This window comes from Meridianimarinicoccus aquatilis, assembly GCF_004358675.1.
Classification (GTDB): Bacteria; Pseudomonadota; Alphaproteobacteria; order Rhodobacterales; family Rhodobacteraceae; genus Meridianimarinicoccus; species Meridianimarinicoccus aquatilis.
Genome location: NZ_SMZO01000023.1, coordinates 15,404 through 30,030 on the forward strand (window position 1 = coordinate 15,404; position 14,627 = coordinate 30,030).

Here is a 14,627-nt window from a genome sequence, read left to right on the forward strand (position 1 = left end):
ACGGCACGCGCATAGTTTGGACCTAGGTTTCTTCTTTGAAATGGGTCTGAATCATGCGCGTGCCTTATTCTATCGGACTAGGCGTTTTTGCTGCTGCGATGCCAATCTCTGTTGCGGCGCAACCCCTGGAGTATGGCAATGACAGCGGGGGCAGTGTTACTGCCTATGGCCAGCTCAGTCCGACCTATCTGGGCGTCGATGACGGTACAGAAAAAGTCGACGAACTGGCAGACAACGCCCGGTCGAACAGCCGCGTTGGCCTGATCATTGATCAGGACTTCAGTGACCTGACCCTTAGCTTTGTTTTCGAAACCGCCCTTGGCGCACCTCAAACCTCTGGCTTCTCGCAGGGGTTTCAGCCGGAGTGGGATTGGCAGCGGACGAACATTCGCCGCGTTGAGTTGATCATGTCAGGGGCGTTTGGGATCGTGTCGCTTGGGCAAGGGTCAATGGCGTCGGATGGCACGGCGGGATCCGACTTGTCCAAAACCACGATGGCCAGCACCGTTACAACATCCGATACTGCTGGCGGTTTTAAGTTCCGTTTCGCGGACGGTCGACTTTCAAGCGTGAAGCTGGGCAATGTGTTCAGCGATTTTGATGGCGGTCGGCGCAACCGGATCCGCTATGAAACGCCGAAATTTCTCGGCGGCACTGATACAGGCGGGCTAAGCGTTGCCATCGCCTATGGCCAAGAGATTCTCGCAAAAGGGAATGACGATGAGTTCTACGATATCGGGCTGTTTTATGCCGAAGAGGCGGGTCGCTTTCGCATTCGCGGCGGTGCGAATTATGCGTGGGTCGATGGCGCGACGGTGACTGAAAGCTTTGCAGCGTCTTTGTCAGTACTGGACATGCCGACAGGTTTAAACGGCACGCTGGCCGCAGGCGGCGATCCTGATGGTGGTAGCTATGGCTATGGCAAACTAGGCTGGTTCAAGAGCCTTTGGGATGGCGGGGTGACTGCCCTTTCGGTCGACTATTATCAAGGGCGAGACTTCAATGTGGCCGGGTCCACATCTGACGCGTGGGGCGTTCAAGTCGCGCAATTTGTGGATCAGCTCAGTCTGGAAGCCTATCTCGGGTTCGCGCGGGCCAGCTATGATGATGCGGCAGGATCGTACGACGACATCGACTCGACCCTCGCCGGTGTTCGCTGGAGGTTTTGACTTTTGCAGTGGGTTGATCCCAATCCTTCAGCGTTCTAGGGTCGAGCGAGATGCGCCGCGATGCGCCCTGCTGGAACGCTGCGGTGTTCCATGCGCCCTTGAGGGGCGGAGTGGCGCATTGCTTTTGGTGTTGACCTCAAATCCGATTCCCACTACGCGGTCATTTCTCGATAGGAATCGACTGCGCGGCACTGTGTCATAAGCACCTCTTGCTGCCTTTGGTTCTCAGCGAAATCTCATTGGCGGAGGCTGGGCATTGTTCAGCCGATGTTGTGAAAAAAGGTTCTGGGACTACGGAACCGCAACGAAAGGACGAACGACTTGGCACGTATTGCCGGCATCAACCTGCCGACCCAGAAACGGGTCCCTATTGCACTGACATACATCCACGGCATCGGCCCCTCGGCGGCAAGCAGCATCTGCGAAGCCATCGGGATCGAGGCGTCCCGCCGTCTGAACGAATTGTCGGATGCGGAACTGCTCGCCATCCGCGAACACATTGACGCCAACTTCACTGTCGAAGGCGATTTGCGCCGCGAAGTGCAGATGAACGTCAAGCGCCTGATGGATCTTGGCTGCTATCGCGGTCTGCGCCATCGTCGCAATCTGCCTGTGCGCGGTCAGCGTACCCATACCAATGCCCGCACCCGTAAGGGCCCGGCAAAAGCCATTGCTGGCAAGAAGAAGTAAGGGAGGGCATAGATTATGGCACGTGAAACCCGTCGCGCAGCACCGAAGCGCAAGGAACGCAAGAACATCGCCGCAGGTGTGGCGCATGTTAACTCGACGTTCAATAACACAAAAATTCTGATCTCTGACGTTCAGGGCAATGCCATTGCATGGTCCTCTGCCGGGACAATGGGCTTCAAAGGGTCGCGTAAATCGACACCTTATGCAGCTCAGCTCGCCGCAGAAGATGCAGGCAAGAAAGCTCAGGATCACGGCGTGAAAACGCTGGAAGTTGAAGTCCAGGGCCCAGGCTCTGGCCGTGAAAGCGCCTTGCGCGCTCTGGCGGCTGTCGGCTTCAACATCACGTCCATCCGCGACGTGACACCGATCGCACATAATGGCTGCCGCCCGCCCAAGCGTCGCCGCGTCTGATCTATAGAATTCAGAGGTGGGTCGTGCCCTTTGGCACGGCCCGTTTCGTCATTTTTCCTCGGGTGTTTGCCGCTTCGGACATGGGCAGCAAACGAGCATGGAGGCGACACGCATGATCCAGAAGAACTGGCAAGAACTTATCAAGCCAACACAGCTTGTGGTTAAGCCGGGCAACGAGCCCGCGCGCCAAGCCACAGTGGTGGCTGAACCGCTGGAACGGGGCTTTGGCCTGACAATGGGGAACGCGCTTCGGCGTGTCCTGATGTCGTCGCTTCAGGGCGCCGCGATCACCAGCGTTCAGATCGACAACGTCTTGCATGAATTTTCGTCCGTTGCGGGCGTCCGCGAAGATGTCACCGACATCGTGTTGAACCTCAAGGGCGTTTCCATCCGCATGGGCGTCGAAGGTCCAAAGCGCGTATCGATTTCGGCCAAAGGGCCGGGCATCGTGACCGCCGGCGATATTTCCGAGACAACAGGCATCGAGGTTCTGAACAAGGACCACGTGATCTGTCACTTGGATGACGGTGCTGACGTATTCATGGAACTGACGGTCAACACCGGCAAGGGCTATGTTGCGGCTGACAAGAACCGCCCCGAAGATGCGCCCATCGGTCTGATTCCGATCGACGCGATCTATTCGCCGGTCAAGCGCGTAAGCTATGACGTGCAGCCCACCCGCGAAGGTCAGGTTCTGGACTATGACAAGCTGACGCTGAAGATGGAAACCGACGGGTCTGTCACCCCGGACGATGCCGTGGCCTATGCTGCGCGTATCCTTCAGGACCAGTTGCAGATCTTCGTCAACTTCGACGAACCCGAGCCCGCGCGCGGTGAAGCCGAAGATGACGGTCTGGAATTCAACCCGCTGTTGCTCAAGAAGGTCGACGAACTGGAGCTTTCCGTCCGCTCTGCGAACTGCCTGAAGAACGACAACATCGTGTATATCGGCGATCTGATCCAGAAGACCGAAGCAGAAATGCTGCGCACCCCGAACTTCGGCCGCAAGTCTTTGAACGAAATCAAAGAAGTGCTGTCGGGTATGGGTCTGCACCTTGGCATGGACGTCGAAGATTGGCCGCCCGAGAACATTGAAGACCTGGCCAAGAAGTTCGAAGACCAGTTCTGATGCGCCGTTGCGCGTGCGGCTGACGCTGCGCGCGCGGGCACCGACGTGATACCGACGTCGCACCGACACGATACCGGCGGTGCGGCAACGGCAAAAAGGGAAGGGCGGGCACGATCCCGCCACCCCCGACGATCCGGGCATTCGCCCCAAGGAGAGCGGCTGACACGCATCGGCTGCCAGACAAAGCAAAACCGCCCGTAGAGGGCAAATTCGGAGACTAGACATGCGCCACGCACGCGGATACCGCCGCCTTAACCGTACCCACGAACACCGCAAGGCTTTGTGGGCCAACATGGCCGGCTCGCTTATCGAACATGAGCAGATCAAAACAACACTGCCCAAGGCAAAAGAACTGCGCCCCATCATCGAAAAGATGATCACACTTGCCAAACGCGGTGATCTGCACGCGCGCCGTCAGGCCGCAAGCCAGTTGAAGCAAGACGCTTACGTCGCAAAACTGTTTGAAATTCTCGGGCCACGCTACAAAGATCGTCAAGGCGGCTATGTGCGTGTTTTGAAAGCCGGTTTCCGCTATGGTGACATGGCGCCTATGGCCATCATCGAATTCGTTGACCGTGACGTTGACGCGAAGGGTGCTGCTGACCGTGCCCGCCTCGAGGCCGAGGAAGCTGCCGAGGATTGATCCTCTGCTGCACTGCATTTGGAAGGGCTGGCCACCGCGCCGGCCCTTTTGCTTTTGTTCTGACCGCCCGATAGATTGCTTGCATGGCCGACCTTTTCAGCTCTGACGCGCCGCCCACGGCCAACAGCCAACGTCCCTTGGCGGACCGGCTTCGCCCTGCGGCTTTGGCCGAGGTGATCGGGCAAGATGCCGTTCTGGGACCAAGCGCGCCGCTTGGGGCCATGCTATCGACGGGGCGTCTGTCGTCCATGGTTCTTTGGGGGCCGCCGGGGGTGGGCAAGACGACCATCGCCCGATTGCTCGCCTCCGAAACCGATCTGCACTTTGTTCAGATCAGCGCGATTTTTTCCGGGGTGGCCGAGTTGCGCAAGGTCTTTGCCGCCGCCGCAGAACGGCATCGCTCAGGGGGTGGTACGCTACTTTTCGTCGATGAAATCCACCGCTTCAACAAGGCACAGCAAGACAGTTTTCTGCCGCATATGGAAGATGGGTCGATTGTCTTGGTTGGCGCGACCACCGAGAACCCATCTTTCGAATTGAACGCGGCTTTGTTGTCGCGGGCGCAGGTAATGGTCCTGTCACGGCTTGAGGATGACGCCCTGTCCGATCTTGCGGCTCGAGCAGAAGCGCTGACGGAAAAGGTATTGCCCCTGTCATCCGATGCGCGGCGAGCCCTCATCGAAATGGCGGATGGTGATGGTCGCGCTTTGCTTAATCTGATCGAAGCCGTGCAAAGCTGGGCGCTGGCCGAGCCATTGGATACGGCGGGACTATCAGCGCGTCTGGCGCGGCGAGCGGCGCAGTATGACAAATCGGGCGACGCACATTACAACCTGATTTCGGCGCTTCATAAATCGGTGCGCGGCTCTGATCCTGATGCTGCACTCTATTGGTACGCTCGGATGCTGGAAGGGGGGGAAGACCCCCGGTACCTTGCGCGCCGCCTGACCCGGATGGCGGTCGAAGACATCGCCCTGGCCGACCCACAGGCGCAAACGATTTGCCTGGGCGCTTGGGATACGTTCGAACGGCTGGGAAGCCCGGAGGGCGAGTTGGCGTTGGCTCAAGCTGTCATCTATCTTGCTCTCGCGCCAAAGTCGAACGCGGGGTATGTGGCGTACAAGGCAGCTCGGGTTGCCGCCAAGAAAACAGGGTCGGCGCCGCCGCCCAAGCACATTCTGAACGCCCCCACGGGGTTGATGAAGGACCAGGGTTATGGGTCTGGCTATGCCTATGACCATGATGCCGAAGATGGGTTTTCGGGGCAGAACTATTTTCCGGACGGAATGGAACGTCCCGGTTTCTATCAACCCGTGGAACGGGGCTTCGAACGTGACCTGGCCAAGCGGTTAGAGTATTTCGAACGCCTGCGGGCCAAACGGGCACAGAGTTGACCAGCCTGTCGACAGGCGAAAGGAACGAGCGATGAATGGATGGACAGTGGCACAGGTCGCCGCCGGGGGCGCGATGGGCGCGTCCGCGCGATACATGACCGGGGTGGCGGTCATGCGCGTATTTGGCCCCGGCTTTCCCATTGGAACCTTGATCTGCAACGTCACCGGGTCCTTCTTGATGGGCGTTCTGGTCGTCACGCTTGCCCATTACAGTGGCACACGGTTCGCGCCGCTGTTGATGGTGGGCTTGCTTGGTGGGTTCACGACGTTTTCCAGCTTCTCGCTGGACGCAATTACACTTTATGAACGCGGCGCGACAGGCCATGCGGCGGCCTATGTACTGGCATCCGTGTTGCTGTCGTTGGCTGGGTTGTTCGCTGGTTTGGCTTTGACAAGGGCGGTGTTGGCATGAGCGGTGTTCAAATCCTCACGGTTGGGACTGACGAAAGCGAACAGCGGCTTGATCGCTGGTTTCGCCGTCATTTTCCTCATGTCAGCCAAGGCCGGGTCGAAAAGCTGTGTCGCAAGGGTGAGATTCGGGTTGATGGGGGGCGGGTGAAAGCCGCCTCGCGCGTTTCCCCCGGTCAGCAGGTTCGCGTGCCGCCGTTGCCCGATACTGCTGCGCCCGAACCTGACCGCGCGCCGCGTGTGTCAGACGAGGACGCGCGGATGATCAATGAGTGCGTGATCTATCGCGACGAGCATATCATCGCGATCAACAAGCCACCGGGTTTGCCCAGCCAAGGCGGTAGCGGCCAGTCACGTCACGTGGACGGGATTTCCGAAGCGTTGCGGGGCGACAAACCGGAAAAGCCGCGCCTTGTGCACCGGCTGGACAAAGACACATCCGGTGTCTTGCTGTTGGCACGCACCCAATCCGCCGCAACGGATCTGACACGCGCATTCCGGTCCCGATCTACGCGCAAGATATATTGGGCCGCTGTCGCAGGTGTGCCGCATCCGCAAATGGGCACCGTGCGGTATGGTCTGGTGAAGGCGCCGGGTCATGGGGCAAGGGGCGAGGGCGAAAAGATGCTCTGCCTGCACCCTAACGAAGTGGAACGTACCGACGGCGCGAAGCGCGCGACAACCGACTACGCCGTCCTATCCGCTCTCGCAAAGCGATGCTCTTGGTTGGCACTGGTTCCGATCACTGGCCGAACGCACCAGTTGCGTGCGCATATGGCCGAATTGGGCCATCCGATCATCGGGGACGGTAAATATGGCGGATCGGGGCAAGAGAACCTTGGCGACGGGTGGGGCGCGCAGCTGGGCGGTGAGCTTTCGCGCAAATTGCATCTGCACGCGCGGCAGATTTCCATCACCCATCCTGTCACCGGGTCGCGGCTGACGATCACGGCACCGCTTCCTGATCATATGGCACGCACCTGGAAGGCCTTTGACTGGCACCCAGCAGATGTGCCTGCCGATCCATTTGAAGACGAAGACTGACTAGTAACGGATCATTAGAATGACTGAGTGGAAGCAAAAGCGGTTCTGGACATCCGCGTCGGTGGGCGAAGAAGCCGATGGCTACTGTATTCTTCTGGACGGGCGCGCAATCAAAACCCCGTCAAAGGCGCCTTTGGTTGTGCCCGCGGCCGCACTGGCGGGGGCAATCGCTGCCGAATGGGATGCACAAGCCGAAGCCATCGACCCCAATTCCATGCCGTTGACGCGAATTGCGAATACGGCGATCGACAAAGTGAAGGTGCAGCAAGCCGAGGTCGCCGAGATTTTGGCCGCCTATGGCGAAAGTGACCTGCTTTGCTATCGCGCGGAACGGCCAGCGGAATTGGTGGCGCGGCAGGCCGAGGCATGGGATCCGCTTTTAGTGTGGGCGAAGGAAATGCTGGACGCACCGCTCGATGTGGCGGCGGGGGTTATGTACATCCCACAACCAACTGCCAGCGTCGCGGCCCTGAGCCGCCGGGTGGAAGCGCTGGATGCTTTCGATCTGGCCCCATTCCACGATCTGGTGGCGTTGACCGGCTCACTGGTGATCGGCCTTGCCGCGCTTCAGGGCGTGCGGCCTGTGCAAGACCTTTGGGCGCTTAGCCGAATCGACGAGACATGGCAGGCGGAACAATGGGGTCATGACGATGATGCTGCCGCTACGGCAGCCATTAAAGCCGCTTCATTTGCGGATGCGGCGCGTTTTTATGCGCTTCGCCACGCGGGCTGATCCTGACTATCCCTTAAAAGGTGAATTGTTGCGTTCCACAGTGGTTTGCGGCCCTCGGAGTGCTGTTTTTTTGCGCGATAGGAAGAATAAAGAGGCTTTTCTTTCATTGTCTCAAGGGTTTTTCCCGCTGGTCAGGGTTGACGTCTAACTGTGCTTTTGCACAAGTTCGCAGCGGCGCTATGTTTCTAATGGTACCGTAATCGAGACCGGTTCGGCCAACGGATCGTTAAAAATCCACGTAAGTGGACCATCAGGGGAAAATGATATGAAGAAAACTGTGTTCCTTGGCGCACTCGCAATTGCGGGCGTGGCGGGCGTAATGGCTTCGGCCCAGACACTGGATGATGTGAAAGCGCGCGGCGCTTTGAATTGCGGCATCAGCACCGGTCTTGTCGGCTTTGCCTCGCAGGACGCAAATGGCGAATGGCAGGGCTTTGACGTTGCAGTCTGCCGCGCTGTCGCAGCTGCCGTACTTGGCGATGCGTCCGCCGTCGACTTCACGCCAACCACAAACCAGGTCCGCTTCGAGGTGTTGAACTCTGGCGAAATCGACATGCTGGCACGTAACACCACATGGACCTTCTCGCGCGACGTGGACCTGAAACTGGAATTCGCCGGCGTCAACTATTACGACGGTCAGGGCTTCATGGTACCCGCCGCGCTTGGCGTGACATCGGCAAAAGAGCTGGACGGCGCGACCGTTTGTATTCAGGCCGGCACAACGACCGAACTGAACCTTGCTGACTTCTTCCGCATCAACAACATGAGCTATCAGCCGGTCCCGATTTCGACCGCGTCTGAAGCGCAACAGCAGTACCTTGCAGGCTCGTGCGATGTGTACACCACGGATGCGTCCGGTCTGGCCGCGACACGTGCTGCATTCGAAGATCCATCGGGCCACATCATTCTGCCTGAGATCATTTCCAAAGAGCCACTTGGCCCGCTTGTTCGCCACGGCGACAATGAATGGGGCGACGTCGTTCGCTGGACTTTGAACGCACTGATCGCGGCTGAAGAACTGGGCGTCACATCGGCCAACATCGAAGAACTGGCCGCCGGTACAGACAACCCAGAGATCAACCGCCTGCTGGGCAGCGAAGGCAGCCTTGGTGAAATGCTGGGTGTTTCGGCTGACTGGGCAAAGAACGCAATCGCCGCCAACGGCAACTACGGCGAAATCTTTGAGCGCTACATCGGTCAGAACACTCCGATCGGTCTTGCGCGCGGCTTGAACGCACAGTGGACCGAAGGCGGCCTGCTCTACGCACCGCCCTTCCGCTAATCTGATCAGGGCGGCGGAGTTGATAACTTCGCCGCCCTATTCTTTATCTGCCGTGCCTTTTGCACCCGCGCTCCCCGCGCTGTACTCAGCCTGACGCGCATAGGACTCCGAACATGAGCACAATGAGCGATCCGACGCAGCCGGTCTTCCGACTGAGCATGCTGGTGAACGATACACGGTATCGTGGCATCACTTTTCAGATCATCGCCTTTTTTGCGATCGTCTTTCTATTTGGCTGGATGGCCTGGAATGCGACCCAAAACCTTGCCGCGTTGGGGCAGAATATCTCCTATGGCTTCCTCGGAGAGGGCGCAGGGTACGATATCAACCAAAAGCTTATTCCCTATGCCAGTACCGACACCCACCTGCGGGCGGCGTTTGTCGGCATCCTGAACACATTGCTGGTCGCTTTTCTGGGCTGCATCACGGCCACGATCATCGGTGTTACGGTCGGCGTTCTTCGCCTGTCAAACAATTGGCTCGTTGCAAAGTTGATGTCCGGTTACGTGGAAATCTTCCGGAACGTTCCAGTTCTGATTTGGATCCTGATCATCTTTTCGGTCATGTCGAACGCGTTGCCTGCGCCCAGTGCCTTTCGCGGCGAGAATGCGACCGCTTCCATGGTGATGGATGCCTTCGCGTTCACCAACCGAGGGGTCTATATCCCCCGCCCAGTGTGGGAGCCGGGGTCGTGGATGGTGGTGACCGTGTTTTTCCTGTCCATCGTTGGCATCTTTGCGCTGCGCCGGTATGCCGTGAAATTGCTGTTCGACACCGGGCGTGAAATTCCGGTCTTAAAGCTGTCGTTGGCCATATTCTTTGTCCCCACGCTGCTCGTCTATTTCCTGACAGGGATGCCAATTTCGCTGGCGTACCCGTCGTTGCAGGGTTTCAACTTCCAGGGTGGCATTCAGATATTCGGGTCGCTGATCGGACTTTGGTTCGCTCTGGCGTTGTATACAGGCGCGTTCATTGCAGAAAATGTGCGCGGCGGTATCATGTCCGTGAGCAAGGGCCAGACCGAAGCCGCGGCAGCATTGGGAATGCGACCGGGGCGGATCATGCGCCTTGTGATCCTGCCGCAAGCGCTTCGTGTGATTATTCCACCTCTGATTTCGCAGTACCTGAACCTGACCAAGAACTCGTCACTGGCAGCCGCGGTTGGATACATGGATATCACCGGGACCCTTGGCGGCATCACGTTGAACCAGACGGGCCGAAGCTTCGAAGCGATCCTTCTTCTGATGCTGTTCTATCTGATTATTTCGCTGAGCATCGCCGGAGTGATGAATATCTATAACAATGCCATCAAGCTGAAGGAGCGTTGAGATGAGCGGCAGCGCACCCAAAATTCAGGCATTTGTCCGCCATGATACCCTGCCATCCGTTGCACCGCCTGTGTCAGAAACCGGCGCTGTGAAATGGCTGCGAGAGAACTTGTTCAGTTCTGTCGGCAACTCGATCATGACTCTTCTGGCGGCTTACTGCTTGTATGCTCTGATCAGTGCGATCGTGCCATGGGTCTTCAACGGTGTCTGGCGGGCAGACTCGATCCGCGATTGCCGCGAAGTTCTGGATGGGGCGGTGGGCGGATGTTTTGCTGTCATCGCAGAACGCTGGCCGCAGCTTGTGTTCGGAAACTACCCGAGCGAGCATTATGGCCGGGCCGTCATCGCATTCTTGATGCTGTTCGTCGCATTGGCGCCGATTTTGTTCATTGAACTGCCACGCAAAATGCTGTGGTTCACCGGCCTGTTTCCCTTTATCGCTTATTGGTTGATTTGGGGCGGGACGTTGTGGCTCCCAATTTTGGCGCTTGTTGGTGTTGTGGCGGGCTTTGCAGCCTTCCGGGCGCTTGAAACCAAGTCGTTCTTTGGGGCGTTGATTGCAGGTTTGGTCGTCACATTGGCGTTTTGGCTGTTCTTGGCTGGTCCGTTGTCCACTGGATTGTCGAGTGTCGTACCGTTGACGTTGGAGCGTGTCGAAAGCCGAGAAATCGGCGGCTTCATGATCAACTTCATCTTGGGGACGTCATGCATTGCTTTGTCTTTGCCGCTTGGGATCGCGCTGGCGCTGGGGCGGCAATCAAACCTTCCGATCATCAAGATGATCTGTGTAATGTTCATCGAATTCATCCGCGGCGTGCCGCTGATCACACTGTTGTTCGTGGCCTCTGTGATGCTGGCGTACTTCCTGCCGCCGGGCACGAACTTTGACCTGATCCTGCGCGTGATCATCATGATTACCCTTTTTGCGTCGGCTTATATGGCCGAAGCCATTCGCGGCGGCTTGGCCGCGCTGCCAAAGGGCCAGTACGAGGCAGGCGATAGCCTTGGGTTGGACTACTGGCAGTCCATGCGTCTGATTATCCTGCCGCAAGCTTTGAAAATCGCCATTCCTTCGATCGTGAACATCGCCATTTCGTTGTTCAAAGATACCACGCTGGTTTCGATCATCTCGATGTTCGACATGCTGGGCATGATCAAAGGTCCGATCCTGTCATCGACGGACTGGTTCGGGGTTTACTGGGAACTCTACGTCTTCGCGGCGCTTTTGTTCTTCGTCTTTACCTTCGGCATTTCGAAATACTCGCAATATCTCGAGCGTAAGCTCGCCACCGACCACCGCTGATCCTTGGGGACCGACATGAGTGATACATCAATGGCAGAAGCGCCGACGCAAATGAAAGTGTCCAGCGAGGTCGCAATCGACATTCAGGGCATGAACAAGTGGTACGGGTCATTCCACGTATTGCGGGACATCAACTTGACTGTCTATCGCGGCGAGCGGATCGTGATCTGTGGGCCATCCGGCTCGGGCAAATCGACTCTGATCCGATGCATCAACGCGCTGGAAGAACACCAGCAAGGGTCGATCAGCGTCGATGGCACGATGCTGTCATCCGATCTGAAGAACATCGACAAGATCCGATCAGAAGTCGGGATGTGCTTTCAGCACTTCAACCTGTTCCCGCATCTGACCATTCTGGAAAACTGCACGCTGGCACCGATTTGGGTTCGGAAAACACCCAAGAAGCAGGCCGAAGAAACGGCGATGCATTTCCTTGAAAAGGTCAAAATTCCCGATCAAGCGAACAAGTACCCCGGGCAGTTGTCCGGTGGTCAGCAGCAGCGCGTGGCCATCGCACGCAGTTTGTGCATGAAGCCCAAGATCATGCTGTTTGACGAGCCGACATCAGCGCTTGATCCGGAAATGATCAAGGAAGTTCTGGATACGATGATCCAGCTCGCCGAAGAGGGCATGACCATGCTATGCGTGACCCACGAAATGGGGTTTGCACGTCAGGTGGCGAACCGTGTCATCTTCATGGACCAAGGACAGATCGTTGAACAGAACAAGCCTGAGCCGTTCTTCAACAACCCGCAGAGCGAGCGGACAAAACTGTTCTTGAGCCAGATCCTGGGTCACTAAGGCGACAGCAATGGCCGGGTGCAACGCGCCCGGTCAGTCTGTCAGATCACGCGGAACGATAAAGTCGATCACCTGTCCGGACCGGGGCTCGATCTCTGCCCAAGTCGTATTGGGAAACTCTACGATCAGTGTCGACAGAGTTGGGAAGGCCACGAACCGACTGTGGCTTGGTGGGCTGGTGACCAACCCATTCGCTAGATTTCCGATACCGGGATTATGAGCGACAACTGTTACGCTTTGCTGACCGCATGTTCGGATCTCATTCAGCAAGGTCGTGGCGCTCGCCAAGTATAGCTGCGGCAGGACCTTTAGATCATGCGCGCCTTTCAGATGTTCTGATACACGCTGCCATGTCTCTCGGGTGCGCGCCGCGTCAGAGCACAGCGTCAGGTCCGTCTCATAGTTATGATCCGCAAGCCACGGCCCGATTGCGTCACACGCATCGCGGCCGCGTTGGTTCAAGATGCGTTCATGATCGCTTGGCACATCGTCGGACCAATCGGATTTGGCATGGCGCATGAGTATTAGGCGAAGTGACATGCAGTTGGTCCCTTTCCAGAACAATCAAGTCGCACGAATGATCGATCCCGCGCCGTGGTCGGTAAACAATTCCAGCAGGCACGCATTAGGGGCACGACCGTCAAGAATGACCGCAGCACGCACGCCGCCGCGTAAAGCTGCCAGCGCGGTTTCCGTCTTGGGAATCATTCCTCCAGCAATCACACCTTTTTCAGTAAGCGACCTGATTTGCGGTGCTGTGAGTTCCGTCACCACGGCACCTGTATCATCCTTCACGCCGGCCACGTCTGTCAGCAAAAGCAATCGCCGCGCCTTGAGGGCTGCCGCGATTGCACCGGCGGCGGTATCACCGTTGACGTTATAACTTTGTCCGTTTTCCCCAACGCCAAGGGGCGCAATCACCGGGATCATCCGCGCGCCAAACAAGGTGCGCAGAACGGTGGTGTCCATCCTGTCAGGAGTACCAACGTAGCCAAGCGCGGGGTCGGTCTGCTTGCAGACCATCAGGTTCCCATCCTTCCCGGACAAGCCGACCGCGCGGCCGCCTTCAGCGTTGATTGCTGCAACGATCCGCTTGTTGATCAGCCCGGCAAGCACCATTTCAACCACATCCATGGTGGCGGCATCTGTGACCCGTTTGCCGTTCACGAACTCTGACTTTATGTCCAGTTTTGCCAACATGTCATTGATGGCGGGGCCGCCGCCGTGAACGACAACCGGGTTCACACCGACCTGACTCATCAATGCGATATCGCGGGCGAAGCTTCGCATCGCTTCATCGCTGCCCATGGCATGCCCGCCAAGTTTGATCACAACAGTTGCCCCGTTGAACCGCTGCAAATAGGGCAGGGCTTCTGAAAGCGTGCGCGCGGTGGCGATCCAGTCAAGCTGCATGGCGTTCTGTTTTTTCATCCCTTTGGGTCCCAGTACCTGTTTGCGCGGTGTTAGTCGTTGCGCGTCACGCTGCCAAGGGGCAGAGATTGAATGCCCGCCACAGGTTGATAGGTTGACGGGACCAAAAGGGGATACAATGACCGAGGCTGGACAACGGACAATTGTGCTGACGGGGGCGAGTCGCGGGATCGGGCACGCCACGGTCAAACGTTTTTCTGCGGCAGGTTGGCGGGTCTTGACTTGCTCGCGGCACCCCTTTGATGATCGGTGCCCTTGGCCCGGCGGCGAAGAAAACCATATCCAGATCGATCTGGCTGATCCGAAGAAAACGATTGAGGCGATAGAAGATATCCGCACAAAGCTGAATGGTCGGCTGGACGCGCTGGTGAACAACGCTGGCATTTCGCCCAAGGCTGAAGATGGCGGCCGGCTGAACACGCTGGATACTGATTTGCGGACATGGGGCCATGTGTTCCACGTGAACTTTTTTGCGTCCGTGATCCTGGCGCGTGGCCTGCGCGAAGAGTTGTCAGCGGCTGGCGGCGCCGTGGTAAATGTCACATCCATCGCAGGCTCGCGTGTGCATCCCTTTGCCGGGGCAGCATATTCGACGTCAAAGGCGGCGCTGGCGGCGCTCACACGCGAGATGGCGCATGATTTCGGCCCCTATGGTGTCCGGGTTAACGCCATTGCACCGGGAGAGGTCGAAACCTCCATCCTTAGCCCTGGTACGGACAAGATCGTTGAACGCCTGCCATTGCGGCGGCTCGGTCAGCCATCTGAAGTTGCGGATGTGATTTATTTCCTATGCTCTGACGCGGCGAGCTATGTCACAGGCACAGAAATAGAAGTGAACGCAGGTCAGCACGTCTGAGCGGG

General features: G+C 57.8%; 16 protein-coding genes. 14 read left to right on the forward strand and 2 right to left on the reverse strand.

The annotated features are described in order from the left end of the window. Positions 1-53: 53 nt before the first annotated feature. From E2L05_RS11290 to E2L05_RS11350, 13 genes are all read left to right on the forward strand, one after another. Positions 54-1,169, forward strand: coding sequence for a porin (locus tag E2L05_RS11290; RefSeq protein WP_133343017.1), 1,116 nt, complete (start codon positions 54-56; stop codon positions 1,167-1,169). A gap of 321 nt (positions 1,170-1,490) precedes the next feature. Further along, positions 1,491-1,859 (forward strand): 30S ribosomal protein S13, encoded by a 369-nt coding sequence (gene rpsM, locus E2L05_RS11295; protein WP_133343018.1) that lies wholly within the window; start codon positions 1,491-1,493, stop codon positions 1,857-1,859. A 15-nt stretch (positions 1,860-1,874) separates the two neighbouring features. Then, positions 1,875-2,270, forward strand: a complete 396-nt coding sequence (rpsK, locus tag E2L05_RS11300; RefSeq protein WP_133343019.1) for a 30S ribosomal protein S11 — start codon at positions 1,875-1,877, stop codon at positions 2,268-2,270. 112 nt (positions 2,271-2,382) lie between these two features. Then, on the forward strand, positions 2,383-3,399 hold the full coding sequence (locus E2L05_RS11305; protein ID WP_133343020.1) for a DNA-directed RNA polymerase subunit alpha: 1,017 nt from the start codon (positions 2,383-2,385) through the stop codon (positions 3,397-3,399). A 223-nt stretch (positions 3,400-3,622) separates the two neighbouring features. Further along, positions 3,623-4,042 (forward strand): 50S ribosomal protein L17, encoded by a 420-nt coding sequence (rplQ, locus tag E2L05_RS11310; protein ID WP_133343021.1) that lies wholly within the window; start codon positions 3,623-3,625, stop codon positions 4,040-4,042. 83 nt (positions 4,043-4,125) lie between these two features. Further along, a complete protein-coding gene (locus E2L05_RS11315; RefSeq protein WP_133343022.1) occupies positions 4,126-5,436 on the forward strand; it encodes a replication-associated recombination protein A in 1,311 nt (436 codons plus the stop codon). A 31-nt stretch (positions 5,437-5,467) separates the two neighbouring features. After that, on the forward strand, positions 5,468-5,848 hold the full coding sequence (gene crcB, locus E2L05_RS11320) for a fluoride efflux transporter CrcB (RefSeq protein WP_133343023.1): 381 nt from the start codon (positions 5,468-5,470) through the stop codon (positions 5,846-5,848). After that, complete coding sequence (locus E2L05_RS11325; RefSeq protein ID WP_133343024.1) at positions 5,845-6,888, forward strand: RluA family pseudouridine synthase; 1,044 nt, start codon at positions 5,845-5,847, stop codon at positions 6,886-6,888. The genes crcB and E2L05_RS11325 overlap by 4 nt, the downstream gene beginning before the upstream one ends. Before the next feature lie 19 nt (positions 6,889-6,907). Next, the gene (locus tag E2L05_RS11330) at positions 6,908-7,621 is read left to right on the forward strand and encodes an ATP12 family chaperone protein (RefSeq protein ID WP_133343025.1); all 714 of its coding nucleotides are present in this window, start codon (positions 6,908-6,910) and stop codon (positions 7,619-7,621) included. A 265-nt stretch (positions 7,622-7,886) separates the two neighbouring features. Next, positions 7,887-8,903, forward strand: a complete 1,017-nt coding sequence (locus tag E2L05_RS11335; protein ID WP_133343026.1) for an amino acid ABC transporter substrate-binding protein — start codon at positions 7,887-7,889, stop codon at positions 8,901-8,903. Positions 8,904-9,016: 113 nt separating this feature from the next. After that, a complete protein-coding gene (locus tag E2L05_RS11340; RefSeq protein WP_133343027.1) occupies positions 9,017-10,231 on the forward strand; it encodes an amino acid ABC transporter permease in 1,215 nt (404 codons plus the stop codon). A 1-nt stretch (position 10,232) separates the two neighbouring features. After that, on the forward strand, positions 10,233-11,534 hold the full coding sequence (locus E2L05_RS11345; protein WP_133343028.1) for an amino acid ABC transporter permease: 1,302 nt from the start codon (positions 10,233-10,235) through the stop codon (positions 11,532-11,534). Between the two features lie 30 nt (positions 11,535-11,564). Further along, complete coding sequence (locus E2L05_RS11350; RefSeq protein ID WP_133343054.1) at positions 11,565-12,335, forward strand: amino acid ABC transporter ATP-binding protein; 771 nt, start codon at positions 11,565-11,567, stop codon at positions 12,333-12,335. Between the two features lie 33 nt (positions 12,336-12,368). On the opposite strand, the gene E2L05_RS11355 is transcribed toward E2L05_RS11350, so the two are convergent. Next, positions 12,369-12,875, reverse strand: coding sequence for a SixA phosphatase family protein (locus E2L05_RS11355; protein ID WP_133343029.1), 507 nt, complete (start codon positions 12,873-12,875; stop codon positions 12,369-12,371). Positions 12,876-12,899: 24 nt separating this feature from the next. Beyond that, entirely contained in the window at positions 12,900-13,766 is an 867-nt protein-coding gene (argB, locus tag E2L05_RS11360; protein ID WP_133343030.1) for an acetylglutamate kinase, read from the reverse strand. 118 nt (positions 13,767-13,884) lie between these two features. Between argB and E2L05_RS11365 the strand changes: the two genes are divergently transcribed. Next, positions 13,885-14,622: an SDR family NAD(P)-dependent oxidoreductase gene (locus tag E2L05_RS11365; protein WP_133343031.1), complete on the forward strand. Its 738-nt coding sequence runs from the start codon at positions 13,885-13,887 to the stop codon at positions 14,620-14,622. Positions 14,623-14,627: the final 5 nt, after the last annotated feature.

Bases quoted from the DNA above. Each gene is read 5' to 3' on its own strand.
- E2L05_RS11290 (WP_133343017.1), top strand. From the start codon at position 54: ATGCGCGTGCCTTATTCTATCGGACTAGGCGTTTTTGCTGCTGCGATG.
- rpsK (WP_133343019.1), top strand. From the start codon at position 1,875: ATGGCACGTGAAACCCGTCGCGCAGCACCGAAGCGCAAGGAACGCAAG.
- E2L05_RS11305 (WP_133343020.1), top strand. From the start codon at position 2,383: ATGATCCAGAAGAACTGGCAAGAACTTATCAAGCCAACACAGCTTGTG.
- rplQ (WP_133343021.1), top strand. From the start codon at position 3,623: ATGCGCCACGCACGCGGATACCGCCGCCTTAACCGTACCCACGAACAC.
- E2L05_RS11315 (WP_133343022.1), top strand. From the start codon at position 4,126: ATGGCCGACCTTTTCAGCTCTGACGCGCCGCCCACGGCCAACAGCCAA.
- crcB (WP_133343023.1), top strand. From the start codon at position 5,468: ATGAATGGATGGACAGTGGCACAGGTCGCCGCCGGGGGCGCGATGGGC.
- E2L05_RS11325 (WP_133343024.1), top strand. From the start codon at position 5,845: ATGAGCGGTGTTCAAATCCTCACGGTTGGGACTGACGAAAGCGAACAG.
- E2L05_RS11330 (WP_133343025.1), top strand. From the start codon at position 6,908: ATGACTGAGTGGAAGCAAAAGCGGTTCTGGACATCCGCGTCGGTGGGC.
- E2L05_RS11335 (WP_133343026.1), top strand. From the start codon at position 7,887: ATGAAGAAAACTGTGTTCCTTGGCGCACTCGCAATTGCGGGCGTGGCG.
- E2L05_RS11340 (WP_133343027.1), top strand. From the start codon at position 9,017: ATGAGCACAATGAGCGATCCGACGCAGCCGGTCTTCCGACTGAGCATG.
- E2L05_RS11345 (WP_133343028.1), top strand. From the start codon at position 10,233: ATGAGCGGCAGCGCACCCAAAATTCAGGCATTTGTCCGCCATGATACC.
- E2L05_RS11350 (WP_133343054.1), top strand. From the start codon at position 11,565: ATGGCAGAAGCGCCGACGCAAATGAAAGTGTCCAGCGAGGTCGCAATC.
- E2L05_RS11355 (WP_133343029.1), bottom strand. From the start codon at position 12,875: ATGTCACTTCGCCTAATACTCATGCGCCATGCCAAATCCGATTGGTCC.
- argB (WP_133343030.1), bottom strand. From the start codon at position 13,766: ATGAAAAAACAGAACGCCATGCAGCTTGACTGGATCGCCACCGCGCGC.
- E2L05_RS11365 (WP_133343031.1), top strand. From the start codon at position 13,885: ATGACCGAGGCTGGACAACGGACAATTGTGCTGACGGGGGCGAGTCGC.